Origin of the sequence: Paenibacillus sp. FSL R7-0198 (assembly GCF_038000415.1) — a bacterium.
In the GTDB taxonomy this organism is placed as follows: Bacteria; Bacillota; Bacilli; order Paenibacillales; family Paenibacillaceae; genus Paenibacillus.
In genome coordinates, this window is sequence record NZ_JBBOCB010000001.1 from 2,630,108 (window position 1) to 2,649,221 (window position 19,114).

Here is a 19,114-nt window from a genome sequence, read left to right on the forward strand (position 1 = left end):
TTACAAAAACCTTAAGTCTGACCGGACATGCCAATGCAGGGTCTACCAAGACTTTAAGGTAACCGAGAATACAGTCCGTTGATGTGGCACACTATGCAAGTGAATACTTCCACCCATCCGCTCAACTAGCCGTTTCGTAATGGTCAGACCCAGGCCGCTGCCTTGATAAAGTCGATTGCGGGAATCCTCCAGTGTATACATGCGTTCGAACACACGACCATGCTCGCTCTCAGGAATCCCTTTTCCCTGGTCCCAGATCTGTAGCGTCACAGGTCCACCTATCGAATGGTTAAGTGAAAGTCCCAGTACCTTACCCTCTGCTCCATATTTCATTCCATTGGTAATGAGATTATCCAGCACACGGTCCAATGCTTCTTCATTCGCTTGCACGAAGATATCACCCGCAGGTATCTCTAGCTCCACGTGCAATCCCAGATTCGTCAACATTTCATAAAAGGAAAGCATCTTCAACCGGCATAATTCGCTTATATTTACTCTACTAAGCACCAGTTCCGTATCTCCAGATTCCAGCTTCGCCAGATCAAAAAAGGAATGGATCAAACGCAGCACTTCCTGCGCTTTATCTTGTATTTTCTCCGTCATAATCTTCCGTTCCTGATCAGTCAGTGATGGACTGTTCAGCAAGGTCTCACTATATCCCAGCACAACGGTGAGCGGCGTTTTCAGATCATGCGAAATGTTGGAGAGCATATTACGCATCTCCTTCTCCTGGTTCGCATAACCGGCCTTCGCGCGGTGCGCATGATCCAGCAGCTGGTTCATATCTTTCAGAAGCCGGCTAACTTGATCATCACTGTCAAATACGAGCAAGCGCTCAAAGGTGCCTTGATCCAGGATATCGGATATTTTGTGATGAATATAGGACAGGTGTTGACTGCGTTTACGGAATTTCAACCATAATACAATGAAGGCAATGGCCAGAATACCCGTTGTGATGGCAAAAATCAGTGTCATCCCTGCTCCGCCTCCAGCTTATACCCGATGCCCCAGAGTGTCTTGATATACTGGGGAGCCGAAGGATCTGCCTCCAGTTTCTCACGCAGACGACGCATATGTACGTTAATGATATTTTCGTCTCCATAATACTGATCGTTCCAGACCGAAGCGTAGATCTGAGCCTTGGTGAACACTTTGCCAGGATGAGTAACCAATAACTTCAGGATGCCAAATTCCTTGGACGTCAGCTTGACGGGTGTACCTTCACGCTCCACCTCGTACGTCTCCATGTCGACCAGAAGTCCGCCAATGCGAATACGCTGATCTTTAGCCACTTCAGTCACAGGCAGAGCAGTATAATTGGCGCGGCGAATCGCAGCTTTAATGCGGGCAGTCAATTCGATTAACGAGAAAGGTTTGCTCAAGTAATCATCTGCACCGAAGCCCAGTCCTAATGCTTTGTCCACCTCCCCATCCTTCGCTGACAGAATGAGCACAGGTACCAGACTGACTGCCCGAATGGTTTGCAGCACATCCATCCCACTTTTGCGGGGCAGCATCAGATCCAGAATAACCAGATCATACCCCGGTTGTGACTGGCTGAACTGACGTTCTGCCTCTAAGCCGTCATATGCATACGTGACGTCGTAGCCCTCTTTTTCCAAGTATGGCCCGACCATTTCACTAATTGAACGATCATCTTCAACAAGCAACAAGCGGTGACTTAACACATGTTTCCCTCCAACATGAACAGTTTTCTTTATTACCTCACAGTTTGTTTGAATTGGCAATGACATACGAAAAAACCTGACAGGATCACCACTTTGCGATAAAGTGTGCTTCCTGTCAGGTCTATGAGTGTCTGTAGATCAATGCTGGTGCTTCTATTCTCTATATCCGTTCTCACTGTGGATCCAGCACAGTCCAATGGTTCCTGCACCTGCATGAATACTCACCACAGGGATAAACGGCATGATTTCGGTCTTTAATTTAGGGAGCAGATTGGCAATCTGCTTCTTGATCGTGACGGCTTCTTCCTGATTGTTCGCATGCATAATGCACACATGCTTTACTTTCTCCATATCCAGCTTGAGCATATCCAGCATGCGATCTTTCGTCCGCTTGAACGTGCGAATCTTCTCATTCACAACCACTTTGCCCTCTTCAAATCGGAGCAGCAGATGGATCTTGAGCAGTTGACTGATGATTAGCTGTGTGCCCGACACCCGTCCACTGCGATGAAGATGCTGAAGACTGGCCGGTATGAGGTAAAAGGACATGTTATCAATCATCTGTTCAATGTTTACTTTGATCTCGGCAGCTGAACATCCCTGCTTCTGCCATTCCAGTCCTTGCATAATCATCTCACGGTGAGGATAGGCACCTGCCTTTGAATCAATTGCGGTCACCGTCACTCCTGCAATCTCTGCAGCCTGCATGGACGTATGCAGCGTTCCGCTAAGCTCTGTAGAGCAATGAATCGTAATAATCTCATCGTACTTGTCTTTGAGCGACTCATACAGTTCAATGAACTCGCCAATGGGTGGCTGCGAACTGCTCGCACGTGAAGCCTCCGCAAGTTTCTCATAGAACATTTCAGATGTAATGTCATCGGTTTCCCGGTAACATTCCTCTCCAAATAAGATGCGCAGCGGTACGATGTAGATATGATTTTGCTCCGCAAAAACGGGATCCAGTGTACTGGTACTATCGGTGACCCATGCAATTTTCTTCATGACATCCTTCTCTCTTGCCGGATTGTTCGTTCTGTATCCTCAATCGTCAAGCACACGCCCGGCGGTTTATTTAAAATTTGAATATTTCACATTGTAAACGTTTGCGATACTACCTCTCAATTATAAATGAACGGACAGACCGTTGTCTTGTGGCGCAATCATGAACACCCCTGTTAATACCATTATTAGCTAAAAAAATGTCTTGCCTGTGAAGGAATAAATTGGTATGCTGTTGTCCTTCTCTCTTTTTCGCCTTGACTGAAGTGAACGGAAACGCCGTTCAATCCACTTATCGGAGGTGTCACATGCTTTATTTCACTCTGGCTTCCAAAGCCTACTCCCGGAATCTGCAATACCGCGGGGCACACATGGTACATAACTTGGCAAGCGCCATGTTTGGTTACATGTATGCCTGCCTCTGGATCGGCATCGGGGCCGACCATACGCTCGGGGAATACGGGACACAGGGGATGATCAGTTACATTGCGTTCACGCAATCCTCTCTCTGGATCTCGGGTTTTCTCACGAACGGATTGGGTATTCCCTTATCCGTCAGGACAGGGCAGATCGCATTGGACCTGATGAGGCCAGTTCATCTGTTCACCCACCTGATGGCACGCGAATGGGGGCAGATTGCCTACCAGTTTGTGTACAAAAGTATCCCGATCTACCTGCTCTTCTCCATTGTCTTTTCCCTACATTGGCCCTCAGACGTTTCAACACTATTCTATGTCGCACTTGGTCTTGCCGGCGCCGCATACTTGTCCATCTGTATGAACTACATCATTGGTGCCACGTCGATGTGGACCACAGAGTCCTCCTGGCTTCACTGGGGCAATCACGCGATGATGAATCTGCTGGCTGGTTTTTTCATTCCGCTGGAATGGCTACCGGACTGGCTTGAACAACTTGCCTGGATATCACCCTACCCTTTCCTGCTCTATGTACCTACCCGAATCTATCTTGATTTCGAAGATGGCTCCTTGTTATGGGGAACCTTGCTTTGGTGTGTCTTTATGACGTTGATCTGTCTTGCGATTACCCAAGTGTTACGTCGTAAAGTGGAGGTACAAGGCGGATGAAGCGAACTTCCTGGTTCAATTTATATAAAATGCTGATTCGAACAAGCATCCGCAGCCGGATGCAATACAAGTTCAATTTCATCATGGCGTCCGTACTGGCCGCTTTAATTCAGATCTCCGAGTTTCTGATGGTTGCTCTGGTGCTGCACAAATTCGGAGCCATTAAAGGCTGGTCCCTCCATGAGATCGGTTATCTCTTTGCCATCATGACGTTATCCAAAACACTGTATCGAACATTCGGAAACGAAGTTCATCATCTGGAAAAATATCTGGTTAATGGTGAGCTTGATCAACTGTTAACACGTCCCATGCCCGTATTGCTGGCACTGCTGCCGCAAAACTTCCGCATCATGGCTGGGGAAGTCCTGCAAGGCGGGTTCATTCTCTGCTGGTCATTGGCAGGCATGATGCACAGCGGACAGATTGACTGGACTGCCATTCCCTTCTCCCTGCTCATTATCCTGACGGGCGCAGTCATTCTCTTTTCCATCGGACTTGCTACTGCCACACTCGGATTCTGGACCACACGTATCGAGGAATTACAGACGATCACTGAAGATGCCGCACGAACGGCTGCCCAATATCCGCTAACGTTATATCCCAAATGGATGTCTGGCATTCTGCTAACGGTAATTCCCGTGGGATTCGTCAACTACATTCCGTCACTTTACCTGCTACGGGGTGAAGGAGGAGCGTGGATTCTTGTTGCTGTTGCGGCGGTTGCCGTACTGAGCTTGGCTGCAAGTCTGCGTTTCTGGCAATTCGGTATGACCAAATATCAAAGTACAGGTAGCTAAGGAGGCAAAACGAATCATGAACATGATCACAGCACGGCATCTGCAAAAGGAATTCAAAACTCCTGTTATTCGCGTAGGACGTTTCTCGGGGTTACGTACGTTATTTTCACGTGAGTATGTGTCCAAGGAAGCGGTACGTGATATCAGTTTTGATATCGGCCCAGGTGAGTTTGTGGGTTACATCGGTCCGAACGGGGCTGGCAAGTCTACCACGATCAAAATGCTGACAGGTATCCTGCACCCAACCTCGGGTGAGGTAAGGCTTGATGGTATGAACCCGCATCAGGACAGGCGCAGGACTGTTGGTCGACTGGGCGTTGTGTTTGGGCAGCGCAGCCAGCTCTGGTGGGATCTGCCCGTGAAAGATTCATATGATATTTTGGCCGAGATGTACGGTGTCCGCGCCGAGGACAAAAAGAGACGGCTGTCCCAGTTCGCCGAGTTGCTGGACCTTGAATCGTTCTGGGCCACGCCTGTCCGCAAGCTCTCGCTTGGACAACGCATGCGTGCGGATCTCGCCGCTTCCATGCTGCATGATCCCGAACTGCTTTTTCTCGATGAACCAACCATTGGACTTGATGTGAACGCAAAGCGGAATATTCGTCAATTTCTACGAACATTAAATGAAACGTTTGGCAAAACGATTTTGCTGACCACACATGACATGGACGACATTGAGCAGTTATGCAGCCGGGTCATGGTGATTAACCATGGTCAACTGACATATGACGGCACAATCTCGTCACTTCGCGAAACCATCGGACTACCTACGCTGATTCGGGTAACGTTCCGAGGAGCGTTTCACATCCCGAATGTTATATCATCCGCGATACATATTACAGGAGTGGAAGGGCAAATTGTCACCATCGAAGTGAACCGGAAGGAATGGAGCACAATGGACATTCTGAAACAATTGGAGCACTGGGGTGAGATTGAAGATGTAGAGATGAAAGAACCCGATTTCGAAGATATCATTCATCGGGTGTATTAGTCGGCCCATTTTGTGAGGAAATAGGATGAAGACCTGTTCTTACGCCGTTACATGAAAGAGGGACATGGCGTAATGTAATAACGGAGGTGAAGCGTCATGCTTGTGACCAAACATGTCCTTGCAGCATCCAGCGTACACGCCACTCCCTACTTCATCGTACGTGGCATGATGCCGGGACCCGTGATGTTCATTACATCCGGGGTTCACGGGAATGAAACGGCGAGTATGGCTGCTGCGCAAAAACTCGCAGATGATATTGCGACAGGTCGTCACGCCATTCAGCGAGGGCTGTTAATTATCGTGCCACGTGTGAACCAGCAAGCCTACGCTAAGAAAATCAGAGGCAAGCCAGATCTGAATCGTACGTTTCCACGTCGTATGTCAGGCAAGGCCAAACATCCGCTCGCTGCGGCGGTTTTTCAGTTGGCCCGTGAACATCGGGCCGACTGGTGGCTCGATCTGCATGAAGCCAACGGCCTGTCTCAGCTGAGTTCACGGGTGCTTGGACAGACGTTGATCACCAACCCCGGCAGTCCTACCATTCCAATATGCAGAAGAGTTATCCAAAGAATGAATCGGTCGATTTCCATTCGTGATCGTCATTTTAACCTCAAGCAGCATGAATTGCCGGGATCTGCCCGTACAGCGGCTTCAAGACTATTACAAGCCCGTTCCGTCACGGTGGAGACCTGCTGGAGTCTGAAACGCTCGACCCGTATCAAGTATCAGACGGAGATTGTACACCATTTTCTGCGTGAAGCAGGTATGTCATGACCAAGATCATTAAGATAGAACTACAAGAAACCTCGAACAGAGAGCGCCCGAAGTACATCCTCAGGTGCTCTCTGTTCGTGCATTTACCTTTGCATCATAGATTCTAATATTTTATTGCCCACGGGGTCCAGCGGCATGAGTGGATAAAGGTCTTTTTTAGTTATAAACTTGAATATAGCATCCAGATACTCATCCACAATGGAGACTGATCCAAAACAATAATTGGACAATAATACAACACCCATACTCTGTTCCTTATGAATAGCCAAATAACTGCTAAAACCAAATGTGCCACCGTTATGCCAGAGAATATTCTGATCTGAGATGTTATCACTAAACCAGGCGTAATGATGGGTTGAATCTCCAATCATCACAGGCATGTGACTTTGTTGTATTGCAGAGGCTGGCGGATGATCTTCATTCAGATTGGCCTGTACAAATAAACACATATCGTGAAGAGATGACTTGATCGCCCCTGCCCCTTCATGTACACCAGTATCCCAATGAGGCATCTTTTTCCCCGTTGACGTATGTCCATCCACAAATCTGCCATTCTGTTCTGCATTCAGCATAACAGCTGTCTCTGTCATGTTTAATGGACCTGTGATATATTTTTTCAGCAGATCGTCATATGTACTTCCTGATACTTTACATAGGATATAGCCAAGTAAACCCACGCCGGTATTGGAATACTCAAATGAACCCATCTGATCCGTAAAGTCAGCATCGGATAAAAAAGCAAGTAAATCATCCTCCGTATAATTTGAATACGGATTGTATCGGTTTTTCTTCGAGGACAGGTTTGTGGCAACTCCGGGTAAGCCAGAGGTATGCGTCGCAAGACTTTTTAAGGTAACCTTATTCAAATAATCGTTTTTGCCATTGTGTATGTACTTGCCAACCGTGTCATCCGTGGAAAGCTGCTGTTGACGCTCCAATTCTAACAGAAGGATCGATGTAAAAAGTTTGGTTACAGAGCCGATTTCGAACAACCTGTGTTCAGGAGAAGCCACGCTCTTCTTTTTGGGATTGCCCAATGAATGATATTCGATATCTCCCTTTGTAATAACGCCAATCTCAAGATGCAGATGTTTCTTGCCCTTAATGTAATCGGATACAAAACCTTGTAAATCCCTCATAGAAAATGTTACTCCTTTTGTGGTGTGAGTTTCATTATTGAATTATTGAAATCACGTTAACCACCATTATGTATTGGCAAACTACACTATGTATTCGTTTTAAATATCCGATTCCCTGCTCAGTAGTCCACGCCTGTTTTCTCCTAAACAGGAAAAGAGCCGCGATTACGGCTCTTTCTTTTGCACCCTGAACGATTGAATATAACTGTCGATATCGTCCTCCGGTGTATGTAACAGTCGTGCCAGATGAATCTGCATCTGTTCCAGATGGTCAATATGTTTCTGAATGCCAGCGATGCGTTCGCGTACAAGGGTTTTTAACGTATCCTTTTCCATGTCTTCCTGGCTGAGTAGTTGCAGGGTCTCTTGTATCTCCTTTAAGGAGTAACCCAGCAACTGGGCATCCTTAATGAACTTAATTTTGACCAGATAATCCTCGGTATACACCCGATATCCGTTGGAGGAACGACGGGGAGCAGGCAGAATTCCACTATCTTCGTAATAACGGAGGGTTGCCATACTCACGCCGGTACGCTTGGCCAACATTCCTCTTGTCATGGTTTCCATGTCTACTCCTCCACCTTTCTGCGGACTTATTGCGTTTGTTTGTTGCGTATCTTGGTATACGTGGCATCATAGGTGACCTCGGGAAATTGTGCTGAAGCTCCTTGCAGCAATGACTGCTCTTCCCCTTTCAGATAACGGTCAAAGAATGCCAGCGCATAGGATCTGGTTATATCCACATTATGTTCTGGCGTCATGCCTCTTGCGAATAGTTTCGGTGAAATCAACGATATATCCGTAAAGCTTTGATGGAAGAAATTATCCACCGTCAGATAATAGGTATCATTCAGACTACTTGTCATCACTCGATCCAGATCAGGCTTAAACTCTGGATAGGCTACTTTTTCCGTTTCGGTGGCATCCGGTTCCAGACTTTTGGCGGTTCCACCCGACATGATATACATAAACGGCTGTTTCAGGGCTGTCGTGGATACTTTTCCCCAGAATCCTCCCTCCAGGCTAAGTCCTGCCTGGAATCTTTCATCCTGCGCCAGTGCTTCCGCTGTTGTTGCCCCACCATACGAATGTCCCATGATGCCGACGTGATCCAGATCAAGTTTGCCTTGGAGCAGTTGATTCGGATCATGTGAATTCCACTGGGTAAGCATATCGAGAACAAAGCTTGCATCATCTGCACGTATGCCTATACCTTCTACATTATATTGATATAATTCCGCTGACGTTGCAAATTCAGGGTCAGCCTGATAGGAAACTTCACGTCCCTCGGGAAATGTCACTTGTGCTGACGTATACGGGTGATCTATCCCCACGACAATGTAACCATGGCTAACCAGTTCCTCAATCATCGTCATGCTTTGAAAACGGGCTGAGCGGACACCCGGCGAGAATAGCAGAACCGGATACTTGCTTTGGACGGTGGACATCTCAGCTCCTTGCACCACATGTGTTGGAATGGTATCCAGATAACTGAACACCTGAGACGGAATGCCAAACACCAGACTGATCGCTTCTCCCAGTTCACTAGGGTAATGCGCCAGCGGCAGCCCTTGGGCGGCCTCCTGATCCACCGGGTACCATACATTAATCATAAGTTCACGCTTGTCCCCCGCGTCGGGTGTTTGGGTCTCTTCACGAGATCCATCCACCAGGTGCTCAGAGAACGTGCCAATGGCATAGGTGCCGGTTGGTTCAGGCATCGTAAAGGCAGGTAACAGCCAGGTAAGTATGATTGAACCTGCACTGAAGGCCAGAACCAGAATCGATACCAGTGTCATCTTGATTTTTGAAAGACGGTTGGGTCTTCGCGCGCTCTGAACATAACGGCCACTACGGTATGATTTCATGAGTTGAATGATTAACGTAATGAATAATACTAGACTAACAAGATAGGTTGGTATCATCTGCACGCGAAATGAATTGATCAAGCCATGCAGAAGCACTGCCAGAATCAGAGCTGTGAGTGTCTCCATTATCATTGCCCGGCGCTTCGGAAACACCAGCATAAATACCGTAGCAGCTACGGTTACCAATACCAAAATCCATTCTAAAATTCTCATTATTCAGCCTCCAATATTTCTTGATAAAAAAAGAATAAACCTTGAAGTATACTTCAAGGTCAAGGCTGAATTTTAGATAGAATTTTATCGGGGAATTCGTAAATCCCATTTGTGAAGCTCGGTCAACGTACACGTTCCAGACGAGAAAGCCTTGATACCTGTCGAGTTCGGCCCAGGATATATTCGCCCTGTCATGACCTGCTCTCCCTGCTGAATGAACACCTCAACGGAGCTGACATCCATAAAAATATGAAGTTCCAGTTTCCCGGCAAGCAGTTCCACTGTCACAGCTCGTTCTCCGCCCGGCCCTTGTCCGGCATGCTCGCGATTTAAGCATAAACGACGCTGCTCTACATCATAGGAAATCACGGTTTCTTCATCCTCACCCGTACGCAGCTTCAATCCGAAGTGTCGTGCCTGTTCCGCTTCGAATACAGCATACAGTTCGTAACAGTCTCCACTGATTCCAAGATCAAGATCATGTCCGTCACCACTTAAATGTATACCATACTGCTCGGTGCCTTCCGACCTGTACTGTATAAGTTCGGGAAGCGGCTGGAATATCAATTGTTCTCCCCTGCGAATGAGTTGTCTCGGCAACGTCATCGCTCCAGCCCAGGCATGAGACTGTTGTGTCGGGATTTCCGTTTCCCACGTATCCATCCAGGCCACCATGATTCGTCGTCCCTGTGCATCCTCCATCGTCTGGGGCGCGTAAAAGTCGAAGCCACAATCCAGCGGAACGTACTGCTCGTACTTCAGCACACCTTGGTCTTCATCCAACGTTCCCATCATATAAACGGTCGAATGCAAGTTGCGATAGTTATCTCCCTGAGCAGGCATGCGCTGTGGAGACATGATCAGCACATCTCGGCCATCCAGTGTGAACAGATCTGGACATTCCCAATTGTCACCAAGCGTCCCGTCACTCTGGGCCATGATGTTAACATAACTCCAATCCAGCAAGTCCGTTGAACGGTATAACAGAATGACACCTTTGCCCGCAGCATCATTTGAGCCAAGGACGCAATAGTACACACCGTTTCGTTCAAACACTTTTGGATCACGGAAGTCCTTGGGACTGGTATACGCTGGGATTTGATCCAGCCGTATAACCGGATTCATCGCGCTTTTGACAAAATCAATTCCATTGTCCGAGACAGCGATATTCTGTGTCTGCAAGTAATCGTTATCCTTGTCGGGTCCAGTCACAACATGCCCCGTGTACATCAGCACCAATTTGCCATCCTGCACGATTGCACTTCCGGAGAAACAACCTCCACTGTCGTAGCTCTGATCGGGCGCCAGTGCAACAGGCAGGTAAGACCACGTAACCAAATCACGGCTCACCGCATGGCCCCAGTGCATCGGCCCCCATACCGGTTCATAGGGATAATGCTGATAAAACATATGATACATCCCACCAAAGTATATGAAGCCGTTGGGGTCATTCATCCAGCCTACCTCCGGCATCAAATGATAGGCCATTCGATAGGTTGGATCAACTTGATGTCGATGCTCCTTGATATATGCATTGGCCCGGGCGAGTGTATAACTCTCCTTCGTTTGAGCCGAAGAACTCGTCAGTCCAAGGTCTGTCTCTTGCCTTGTGTCTATTTCCTGCTGCTCGTATCGTTCCTGGTTCATATGCTTCACTCCTGTCTCTCTCTATATCACCCAGCTGAACTTATTTGATAGCCCCTTGCATAACCCCCTGAATAATGTACTTCTGCGCAAACAGATAAACGATCAGTACAGGCAGCAGGGTCAACACCAGACCAGCCATCAATGGGCCGTAATCCACGGTATATGTTCCATAAAAATAAAACGTGGACAGCGGCAGCGTACGCTGCTCGGATGAAGTCAGCACCAAGGAAGGCAGCAAAAAATCATTCCATATCCACAATACATTCAGTACGCTAATGGTTACGGTTGTTGGCAGTAACACCGGCAGTACGATGCGAAAAAAGGTTTGCACTCTGCCGCAGCCATCCATGAGAGCCGCTTCTTCAAGCTCCAGAGGAATACTTTTGATAAAGCCATGGTAGATAAATACGGCGAGCGGACTGCCAAAGCCAATATACATGTAGATCAGCGACCACTTGTTATCCAGCAGGCTAAGCGAGCCGTATATTTTAACCAATGGAATCATAATGGCCTGGAACGGAATAATCATCGCAGCTACCATCAGGAAAAAGAGATACTGATTCAGTTTGCTTTTGTGACGAACAAAGTAATGGGCTGTCATCGCCGCAAAAAGAGCAATCAGTAATACACCTGCAATGGTAATAAGCAACGAATTGCTGAAGGCGGATACATATCCCATTTTGTCAAACGCATTGACGTAATTATCGAATTGAAAGGAGCTTGGCAAGCCCAGCGGATCGGAGGTAATTGCCTGGTTAGCCTTGAACGAATTGACGATTAGAAGTACAAACGGAAATACAAACAAAATCATCACAACGATTAATGCAATAAACTTCATCCAGTTGAGAATGCGCGATTGTCCAGCCATCATGCCTCGACCTCCAGTTTTTTGCTGAAATAGACCTGGAGCAATGTAATGGCGGCTACAAGGATAAACAGAACAAAGGCTTCTGCCTGACCCAATCCGTAGTCACGAGCAAGAAAGGCCTGCTCATAAACATGCATGGATACCATCTCTGTGCTCTTGAAGGGCCCACCACTGGTCAGGGAGACGTTCAGATCATACACCATGAATCCCCGTTGCAGTGACAAAAAGATGCAAACAATAAACGAAGGAACCATCAGTGGCAATACAATGCGCGCCAACATTTTGCGATTACTTGCCCCATCAATGCTGGCTGCTTCCATAACATCCTTCGGCACATTCATCAGTCCTGCAATGTAGATAACCATCATATAGCCGGCATACTGCCAAACGGTCACCACAATGAGTGCCCAGAACGCTTTATCAGGGTCAGCCAGCCAGGAGGTGGAAAACAGCGTGAGATTCATTTTTTGTCCTGCAAAAACGAGTACCTGATTAAAAATAAACTGCCAGATGAAACCAAGCACGATTCCGCCCACCAGATTCGGCAGGAAAAATCCGGCCCGAAACCAGCCCTGTGCCTTCATTCCCCGAGTTACAGCGTAAGCGAGCAGGAAAGCAACCGCATTGGTCAGCACAACGGTAATAAATACGTACTCCAGCGTCATCCCGAATGATTTCCAGAACACCGTGTCCTTGAACACACCGATGTAATTATCCCAGCCAACAAAGTTTTGATCGACTGCAATACCATCCCAGTTCGTAAACGTCAAATAAATACCATACAAAAATGGAATAATCATCACCGTAGCAAACGCAAATAATGTCGGGCCAGTAAAGATCAGGCGAGTGCGCAGACGTGTCCATAATCCTTTTTCGGTCAGCATTGTCATCCTCCACTCTATCCAAATGATTAGCCTGGCGGTTATACCGGAAACAAGTTGAACGGACCTCATGTGGAAGCTGTACATTCATCATCTCCGGCTACCGCAAGTCTCTCTCTATGTGCTGCACAGGGCTATGATTAATTCCTTTATTTCACGTTGCTCCAGTATGCCTGAATTTCGCTGGCAAGCCCGGCACGGTCAATGACATCAGCCAAATATTTCTGCATGGATGCACCCAGTTTGGACCAGTGATCCGCAGGAAGTGTACTCATTGATTCCTCGATTTTGCCTGCCTTGATGTATTCACTAATGGATTTGCCAAGCGGATCGGTTGGCTCCAGTGTAATGTTGCTGAATGCCGGAATAATACTGGCTTGATTCACCAGGAAATCCTGACCTTTTTCGTTATAAACAATCCAATCCAAAAATTTCTTCGCTGCTTCCTGCTGCGCTGGTGTGCTCTTTTCCTTATCCAGCAATATTCGTTTGGATACAGCAGCAGAGATTTGCGTATTACCGAAATCATCCGGATTATTGCTCACAGGTACCGGGAGGAAGCCATAATTTCCATCTGCTGTATCAAAGCTTGAAATTTGTGGCCATGCCCAGTTGCCCTGGAACCAGATGCCAACATCACCCTTGCCAAGCACCTCAGGTCCACGCTCATAAGTTCCGGACAATGGAGAAGCCTTGTCAATATTGTAGGTTTTCATCAGATCAAATGTATCTAACAAGCCATTAAACACGGCGTTGGAAGCAAGGTCCACTTGACCAGCCTTCAGATCAGTAATGAATTGATCCACCTTCGCACGGTCCGCCGACTGCCCACCATATGCAAGCCCCAGATAATGCGCACCAAGCGACCAATCCATCGGAGATACAATCAAAGGTGATTTTCCAGTAGCAGCAATCTTTTGGAACAGCTCCTCAAGCTGTGCAGTGGTCTGTACAGACTTGGGATCGAATGTCCCACCTACTGCCTGATCCAATACATTCTGGTTATAGATGAATCCATATCCTTCAATAGAGAACGGGAAGGCATAATTTTTGCCATCAAACGTTGTAGCCGCTGTGCTGTTCTCCACAGCATCCTTCATCCAAGACTCGGATGTGAGATCCAGAACACGATCCTTGAATTTCTCGACATCCCCTGTGTCCAGCATCATCATCGTTGTAGGGCTGCCGGAGGCATACAAAGCAGACGCTTTTTCAAACGGAGACTGTCCACTGCCTACAGGTACAATTTCGAGTGTGATATTTGGATTTTCGGCATGGAAGTCTTTAGCCGCTTGCTCCAGCTGATTGTTAATTTCCGACTTGGAATTGAGCATCGTGATTTTGACACTCTCACTGCTGCTCCCCTCCGAGGAGGAGTTGGACTCCGTCGCTGCTTTACTTCCACATGCCGACAATACAAGCATCATAATCAATGACAATACCAATAATTTCATCCATCTCTGTTCTCTTTTCATCTTGTTATGTCCCCCGATCAATAGTTTAAAAGGAAACGCTTACAAATCGAATTATAATGTCAAAGGTTTGACATGTCAATCGTTTGACATACCATTTTAAAAAAATATCGCGCCTTGATTTTTACATTGCAAAAGGACGAATATGAAAAAACGACCTGTATCAGGTCGTCTCTCTCTCCACGATGGTAACCGGCAAAATATGCTCCATTCCGATCTTCTCTTCCGCGAGCTGGCGCCGAATCAGATCAATCGCCAGCTTAGCCATAGCCTCCACCGGCTGCCTGATCGTTGTTATGCCAGGCACCGTATACGCTGCCGCACGACTGTCATCATAACCTATAATAGCGATATCGTCGGGTACCTTGCGCCCACCTAACACGATCTGCTTCAGCGCATGCACCGCCATCAGATCACTCGTTACAAAGAGCCCATCCACCTCGGGGTGTTGTGCAAGCAGCTTATCCACCAATTCCGTATACTGATGCTGATCAAACACATTCAGATCGGTTTCATGAATCATGACCGGTTTGACTCCATGAGCCTGCAATGTATCAACGAAACCTGTCGTCCGGCGATTGGACAGCATTTGCAATTCCAAATTACCGCAGATATGTGCCAGATTCCGTCTGTTCTTCGAGAGCAGCAATTCAGCAGCCATAACCCCTCCCTGATAGTTATCAGATGAGATAAACGGGATGTCTTCACCGATCTTACGATCAAAGGTCACGATTGGGGAATGCAGATTCATATACTCATCAACTTCCAGTGTATGACTTCCCATAATAATGCCATCCACGCGATTACCCTTAAGCATTTCCACATATTCACGCTCTTTGGAAGGGTCCATGTGGGAATTGCATAACATAATTTTAAATCCATTCTGGTAAGCATGATACTCAACATAGCTAGCCAGTTCTCCAAAAAACGGATGGGATACATCAGGAATAATCAAGCCTATAACATTGGATTGCTTACGCAGAAGAGAACGGGCAATTTCATTGGGTCGATAATTAAGTTCGTCCATGGTTTGATACACTTTGTCCCGAGTCTTCTGACTGATATATCCCCGGTTGTTTAATACACGCGAGACGGTAGTTACAGAAACTCCTGCCCTGAGTGCAACATCATGAATAGTTGCCATAACACCCTCTTTTCCTACAACATTCTTCATACCTTTAACATTATAAACCCATTGCTAACCCTGAACCAAACCCTTGGTACCCGCCCATTGCTTCATTCCGCTACAATTCTCGCTCTCGGCATGCTATGCATAGCTCCGTGCGTAACATGGACCTGTACCACATACGTACCTGGTTCTTCAAAGGTATGCTGGATTTCATACAGCCCTTCCTCTGACTCAGTGGCAGTAATAGCCCCCTGATTCTCCAGTTCGTCCGCTGTCATCATACCTTGTTCCGGAGATACAGAAGGCGGATCATCAAGCTCATTCCAGATCTGGAATTGCACATGATCAGCCTGACTTAACGGTGCATCTCCCTGTGTAAGCTTCACCTGCAACCTTGTTGGTTTATGAAGAGAAGCCTTCTCTGGAACGTCAAGTTTCACTTTAATCATCTCTGGCATCTCGCCTGATTGTGACTGTTCTTCATAAGAGCATCCCACCGTCAGGAGGAGCAGAATAATGAAGGGCATGAACCAACGAGCTTGTCCGCTCATCACCATCTATCCTTTCTTATTAAGAAGATTTTGGTGTTTTGCCGATACCCCACAGCATCACGATGATGATAATAAAGGCGATCAGTGCCAGTAATGGAATCGTGATGAAACCAAACCAGTTCAAATAGTCGGTATAACATGGAACCTTACCGCACGCCACGGCATTACCTGTAGCCGAAAAAATACGCTGGATTGTTACATGATATAACGAAATGCCGCCACCGACGAAACTAAGTGGGAGTACGTATTTGGTGATGCCCACGTCATCCTTAAAGTAGGCAATGCCCAACAAGATGGTTAGTGGATACATGAATATACGCTGGTACCAGCATAGATCACATGGAAGATATCCCTTGATCTCACTGAAATAGAGACTCCCGCCTGTTGCAATAACGGAAACGGCCCAAGCAACAAATAACCGGGTATCCACATTTCTCGCTGGACGCTCCGATTTTGATGATGTACTCATTCCTCTGTCCCCCTCTTCATTTTGCTTATACCAAATTATCATACCTCATTCTGGACTCCATCGGCTATTCAAGCTGTTATGTAGGTCATTACTCGATGATTATACCAAATATTTGGAACTTTTGGGTGAATACAAAAAAGCTGCCGTATGGGGCAGCTCTTTTTGTTTTAATCTTGTTTCACTCTACTATTACATCGATTTCGTCAGCGTAATGGAACCATCTTTTTGTGCCCATTTCACGTCCCAGTTCAGAAGTTCAGCAATGAAGCGCAGAGGTACTTGCGTACGTCCATCTTTGTTTACAAATACCGTTGCACCCACGTTTTTCTTCACGCCGTTCACTTCCATAACGTTGTTGTTCACCCAGAATTCAAGCGTATCATCGCCAGCCATTACCGTTACTTGTTGTGCCTTTTTGTCCCATTTCACCGTTGCACCAATACCTTCACTCAAGAAACGCAGTGGAATGTATGTTGTGTTTTTCCAAAGCACTGGTGTGGTGTCCATGTTGGTTGTTTTGTCGTTAATTTTCAGCATTTTGCTGTTCAGTTGCATCCACACCGTTGTCATTTCTGGCGCTGGTGCAGGTGTTGCTGGCTCTTGGAATTTGTCATTGAATTGAGTCACGATGGCATTACCAAGGGCTTGACCTACACCAAACATCACTTTGAAGCCTTCACGATTTGTTGTGTAAGAAGCATCATAGTTACCTGCTGCATATTGATTCAATACGTTTTGTACTTGATTTTCATGCGTTGTCAGCGCTTGTTGTCCTGCTGCTTTTGGCAGATTGCCAGCTGTTGCTGAATCCAGAAATGTAGCGAACTCTGTTGTAAATCCATCAATACGTTTCTCTACTGCCGCACGAGCCGCAGCATCGTTGTTTTTAACAGCTTTTACATAGTCGCTTTGTGCATTAACGTGGTTCGTTACCCAAATTTTCTCGAAAGCATTGGCACCATCGTTACCGTAAACGGAAGCAATCGCTGCTTTGAAGTCAGCTGTGTTTCCAGCTTCAGCTGTAATCAGTGCGTTGGAAGCTGCTGTACGTCCATCAAATTCCTCTTGCATTTGCAGAGCCGAAAGCGCAAAGTGTTCGGAAGCCAAGTGGTTGAGTGCAGATCTCAGATCGGCTGCTTTTGTATCCGCTTTGGTATTTTCGAATTTCTCAGGCATTTGTGTAGTAATGGCTGTGGAGAGTGCCTTACTTACGTCGAACATTTCTTTGAAACCTTCACGGTAAGCCTTGTATGCATCAGCGTAATCTCCAGCTACATACTCATCGAATACTTTTTGCACGAGATCTTCATGTACTTTCAGCGCCTGTTTGGCTGCTGCTTTTGGCAGCTTGCCTTCGGTAGCTGTGCTCAGGAATGTGGAGAACTCATCCACGAAACCGTTGATGTTTGCTTGTGCTTGTTTGATTCCAGCCTGGTTGCCCATTTTGGTTGCTTTCACCAGATCATCTGTGTATTTGTTATGAGCACGGAAGATGCGTTCGAATTCTTTGGCACCTGCCTCACCGTATAGGGAAGCGATGGCTGGTTGCATATCCAGTGCATTCTGGTCGAGTGCTTTATAGGCTGCATCTGCATCTTTTGCTCCGTCATATGCTTTGGCCATTGCTGTTACTGCGAGTGCAAAGTGCTCGGACAGCAGGTGGTCCAGGTTCGCTCTCAGGTCAGCCGCAGGTGTGTTCACGGATGCTTTCATCATTGTCATTGGTGTCTGTGGTGCAGAAGCTGCTCCAGCGATCCCCGGCATCAACAGTGTCAAGCTAAGTACAGGTGCGATAAACTTCTTCATTTTCATTTTCATTACGTGTTCACTCCTCGATTATGTTTTGTGTATAATTTCTTTCCTCGTCGTCGTCTTCATAGGGTGTAACGCAGGGTTCTCTATTCTGGATCACTCTGTGGACAAAAAAAATTCGCAACCTTCAGTGAAGAAAGCTGCGAGTGCCTGTTGTATCAAGGTTTTTTAATATTAAAAAATAATAAAATTGTAGTGATCCTTCCGATCCAAGACTACATACATACTGTAAGACAGATACTTCATTTCCCTTATTTTCTCAAATGAATCTTACATCAAAGGTTAACTTGAAGTACAATAAAGACATATCATATTATTTGCGAAGGAGGTCCATTCATGACCTGGTTGCCTTATGTTTTAATTGTGGGTATCGCCTTATTTGGAGGTATTGCTACCATGATCATCGGAAATTCCAAAGCCAATCAGACCAGCAACCCCGAATATGACCGTCGCACAAAGCAAAACCTAAGCAAACTTTCCTATGTATACGTTGGTGCGATTGTACTTGGTTTTGGCGGACTAATCCTCTATCTTTTTAACTAAAATGTTTCCATTCGGCAAAGAATACGTTCAAACATGCCAAGCAGCTTCAGTTTTCATTCTACATTCTCAGCATATACACACATGTTTACAAGTTGGAGATAATTCAGAATTATTCTGGATATGTTCGGGGTTTAATATAAAGCCATAAGGGACAGCGAGCCCATTAAACAAAACTAACCCCCAAC

Annotated in this window: 19 protein-coding genes; 5 read left to right on the forward strand and 14 right to left on the reverse strand. The window is 46.6% G+C overall.

Features of this window, described 5'->3' with window-relative positions:
* Window positions 1-42: 42 nt before the first annotated feature.
* The 3 genes from MKY87_RS11430 to MKY87_RS11440 all read right to left on the reverse strand — a co-directional run bounded on the left by MKY87_RS11430 (window position 43) and on the right by MKY87_RS11440 (window position 2,693).
* Window positions 43-975, reverse strand: coding sequence for a sensor histidine kinase (locus MKY87_RS11430; RefSeq protein WP_340964486.1), 933 nt, complete (start codon window positions 973-975; stop codon window positions 43-45).
* Window positions 972-1,688: a response regulator transcription factor gene (locus tag MKY87_RS11435; RefSeq protein ID WP_340912733.1), complete on the reverse strand. Its 717-nt coding sequence runs from the start codon at window positions 1,686-1,688 to the stop codon at window positions 972-974. Before MKY87_RS11435 ends, MKY87_RS11430 begins: the two co-directional genes overlap by 4 nt.
* Window positions 1,689-1,841: 153 nt before the next feature.
* On the reverse strand, window positions 1,842-2,693 hold the full coding sequence (locus tag MKY87_RS11440; RefSeq protein ID WP_340912731.1) for a DegV family protein: 852 nt from the start codon (window positions 2,691-2,693) through the stop codon (window positions 1,842-1,844).
* Window positions 2,694-2,998: 305 nt separating this feature from the next.
* Here MKY87_RS11440 and MKY87_RS11445 point away from each other — a divergent pair, with 305 nt between their 5' ends.
* The 4 genes from MKY87_RS11445 to MKY87_RS11460 all read left to right on the forward strand — a co-directional run bounded on the left by MKY87_RS11445 (window position 2,999) and on the right by MKY87_RS11460 (window position 6,337).
* Complete coding sequence (locus tag MKY87_RS11445) at window positions 2,999-3,775, forward strand: ABC transporter permease (RefSeq protein ID WP_339788809.1); 777 nt, start codon at window positions 2,999-3,001, stop codon at window positions 3,773-3,775.
* Window positions 3,772-4,572 (forward strand): ABC transporter permease, encoded by an 801-nt coding sequence (locus tag MKY87_RS11450; protein ID WP_339788806.1) that lies wholly within the window; start codon window positions 3,772-3,774, stop codon window positions 4,570-4,572. The genes MKY87_RS11445 and MKY87_RS11450 overlap by 4 nt, the downstream gene beginning before the upstream one ends.
* A gap of 22 nt (window positions 4,573-4,594) precedes the next feature.
* The gene (locus MKY87_RS11455; protein ID WP_340967427.1) at window positions 4,595-5,563 is read left to right on the forward strand and encodes an ABC transporter ATP-binding protein; all 969 of its coding nucleotides are present in this window, start codon (window positions 4,595-4,597) and stop codon (window positions 5,561-5,563) included.
* A gap of 96 nt (window positions 5,564-5,659) precedes the next feature.
* A complete protein-coding gene (locus MKY87_RS11460) occupies window positions 5,660-6,337 on the forward strand; it encodes a succinylglutamate desuccinylase/aspartoacylase domain-containing protein (protein WP_340964487.1) in 678 nt (225 codons plus the stop codon).
* A gap of 83 nt (window positions 6,338-6,420) precedes the next feature.
* Here the strand turns inward: MKY87_RS11460 and MKY87_RS11465 are convergent, their stop codons facing one another.
* From MKY87_RS11465 to MKY87_RS11515, 11 genes are all read right to left on the reverse strand, one after another.
* A complete protein-coding gene (locus tag MKY87_RS11465; protein WP_339788801.1) occupies window positions 6,421-7,476 on the reverse strand; it encodes a serine hydrolase domain-containing protein in 1,056 nt (351 codons plus the stop codon).
* Between the two features lie 165 nt (window positions 7,477-7,641).
* Complete coding sequence (locus tag MKY87_RS11470; protein WP_340964489.1) at window positions 7,642-8,043, reverse strand: MerR family transcriptional regulator; 402 nt, start codon at window positions 8,041-8,043, stop codon at window positions 7,642-7,644.
* 26 nt (window positions 8,044-8,069) lie between these two features.
* Window positions 8,070-9,557, reverse strand: a complete 1,488-nt coding sequence (locus MKY87_RS11475; RefSeq protein ID WP_339788795.1) for an alpha/beta hydrolase family protein — start codon at window positions 9,555-9,557, stop codon at window positions 8,070-8,072.
* Window positions 9,558-9,641: 84 nt separating this feature from the next.
* Entirely contained in the window at window positions 9,642-11,204 is a 1,563-nt protein-coding gene (locus tag MKY87_RS11480; RefSeq protein WP_340912718.1) for a glycoside hydrolase family 32 protein, read from the reverse strand.
* A gap of 40 nt (window positions 11,205-11,244) precedes the next feature.
* On the reverse strand, window positions 11,245-12,075 hold the full coding sequence (locus MKY87_RS11485) for a carbohydrate ABC transporter permease (RefSeq protein WP_397387109.1): 831 nt from the start codon (window positions 12,073-12,075) through the stop codon (window positions 11,245-11,247).
* Window positions 12,072-12,956 carry a carbohydrate ABC transporter permease gene (locus MKY87_RS11490; protein ID WP_338588587.1) on the reverse strand — a complete coding sequence of 295 codons (885 nt, stop codon included), beginning with the start codon at window positions 12,954-12,956 and terminating at the stop codon, window positions 12,072-12,074. The genes MKY87_RS11485 and MKY87_RS11490 overlap by 4 nt, the downstream gene beginning before the upstream one ends.
* Before the next feature lie 146 nt (window positions 12,957-13,102).
* Window positions 13,103-14,428 (reverse strand): ABC transporter substrate-binding protein, encoded by a 1,326-nt coding sequence (locus MKY87_RS11495; RefSeq protein ID WP_339788790.1) that lies wholly within the window; start codon window positions 14,426-14,428, stop codon window positions 13,103-13,105.
* A 160-nt stretch (window positions 14,429-14,588) separates the two neighbouring features.
* Window positions 14,589-15,569, reverse strand: a complete 981-nt coding sequence (locus MKY87_RS11500) for a LacI family DNA-binding transcriptional regulator (protein WP_339788787.1) — start codon at window positions 15,567-15,569, stop codon at window positions 14,589-14,591.
* Window positions 15,570-15,661: 92 nt separating this feature from the next.
* Entirely contained in the window at window positions 15,662-16,105 is a 444-nt protein-coding gene (locus MKY87_RS11505; RefSeq protein ID WP_338588589.1) for a FixH family protein, read from the reverse strand.
* A 19-nt stretch (window positions 16,106-16,124) separates the two neighbouring features.
* Window positions 16,125-16,574 carry a disulfide oxidoreductase gene (locus MKY87_RS11510; RefSeq protein ID WP_124118173.1) on the reverse strand — a complete coding sequence of 150 codons (450 nt, stop codon included), beginning with the start codon at window positions 16,572-16,574 and terminating at the stop codon, window positions 16,125-16,127.
* A gap of 189 nt (window positions 16,575-16,763) precedes the next feature.
* Entirely contained in the window at window positions 16,764-18,386 is a 1,623-nt protein-coding gene (locus MKY87_RS11515; RefSeq protein WP_445259884.1) for a copper amine oxidase N-terminal domain-containing protein, read from the reverse strand.
* A gap of 336 nt (window positions 18,387-18,722) precedes the next feature.
* Between MKY87_RS11515 and MKY87_RS11520 the strand changes: the two genes are divergently transcribed.
* Window positions 18,723-18,929 carry a hypothetical protein gene (locus MKY87_RS11520; protein ID WP_017692174.1) on the forward strand — a complete coding sequence of 69 codons (207 nt, stop codon included), beginning with the start codon at window positions 18,723-18,725 and terminating at the stop codon, window positions 18,927-18,929.
* Window positions 18,930-19,114 lie beyond the last annotated feature (185 nt).

What these genes read in the sequence shown, in the direction of transcription:
- MKY87_RS11430 (WP_340964486.1), bottom strand. Translation starts at nt 975, where the DNA reads ATGACACTGATTTTTGCCATCACAACGGGTATTCTGGCCATTGCCTTC.
- MKY87_RS11440 (WP_340912731.1), bottom strand. Translation starts at nt 2,693, where the DNA reads ATGAAGAAAATTGCATGGGTCACCGATAGTACCAGTACACTGGATCCC.
- MKY87_RS11445 (WP_339788809.1), top strand. Translation starts at nt 2,999, where the DNA reads ATGCTTTATTTCACTCTGGCTTCCAAAGCCTACTCCCGGAATCTGCAA.
- MKY87_RS11450 (WP_339788806.1), top strand. Translation starts at nt 3,772, where the DNA reads ATGAAGCGAACTTCCTGGTTCAATTTATATAAAATGCTGATTCGAACA.
- MKY87_RS11455 (WP_340967427.1), top strand. Translation starts at nt 4,595, where the DNA reads ATGATCACAGCACGGCATCTGCAAAAGGAATTCAAAACTCCTGTTATT.
- MKY87_RS11460 (WP_340964487.1), top strand. Translation starts at nt 5,660, where the DNA reads ATGCTTGTGACCAAACATGTCCTTGCAGCATCCAGCGTACACGCCACT.
- MKY87_RS11465 (WP_339788801.1), bottom strand. Translation starts at nt 7,476, where the DNA reads ATGAGGGATTTACAAGGTTTTGTATCCGATTACATTAAGGGCAAGAAA.
- MKY87_RS11470 (WP_340964489.1), bottom strand. Translation starts at nt 8,043, where the DNA reads ATGGAAACCATGACAAGAGGAATGTTGGCCAAGCGTACCGGCGTGAGT.
- MKY87_RS11475 (WP_339788795.1), bottom strand. Translation starts at nt 9,557, where the DNA reads ATGAGAATTTTAGAATGGATTTTGGTATTGGTAACCGTAGCTGCTACG.
- MKY87_RS11480 (WP_340912718.1), bottom strand. Translation starts at nt 11,204, where the DNA reads ATGAACCAGGAACGATACGAGCAGCAGGAAATAGACACAAGGCAAGAG.
- MKY87_RS11485 (WP_397387109.1), bottom strand. Translation starts at nt 12,075, where the DNA reads ATGATGGCTGGACAATCGCGCATTCTCAACTGGATGAAGTTTATTGCA.
- MKY87_RS11490 (WP_338588587.1), bottom strand. Translation starts at nt 12,956, where the DNA reads ATGCTGACCGAAAAAGGATTATGGACACGTCTGCGCACTCGCCTGATC.
- MKY87_RS11495 (WP_339788790.1), bottom strand. Translation starts at nt 14,428, where the DNA reads ATGAAAAGAGAACAGAGATGGATGAAATTATTGGTATTGTCATTGATT.
- MKY87_RS11500 (WP_339788787.1), bottom strand. Translation starts at nt 15,569, where the DNA reads ATGGCAACTATTCATGATGTTGCACTCAGGGCAGGAGTTTCTGTAACT.
- MKY87_RS11505 (WP_338588589.1), bottom strand. Translation starts at nt 16,105, where the DNA reads ATGAGCGGACAAGCTCGTTGGTTCATGCCCTTCATTATTCTGCTCCTC.
- MKY87_RS11510 (WP_124118173.1), bottom strand. Translation starts at nt 16,574, where the DNA reads ATGAGTACATCATCAAAATCGGAGCGTCCAGCGAGAAATGTGGATACC.
- MKY87_RS11515 (WP_445259884.1), bottom strand. Translation starts at nt 18,386, where the DNA reads ATGAAAATGAAGAAGTTTATCGCACCTGTACTTAGCTTGACACTGTTG.
- MKY87_RS11520 (WP_017692174.1), top strand. Translation starts at nt 18,723, where the DNA reads ATGACCTGGTTGCCTTATGTTTTAATTGTGGGTATCGCCTTATTTGGA.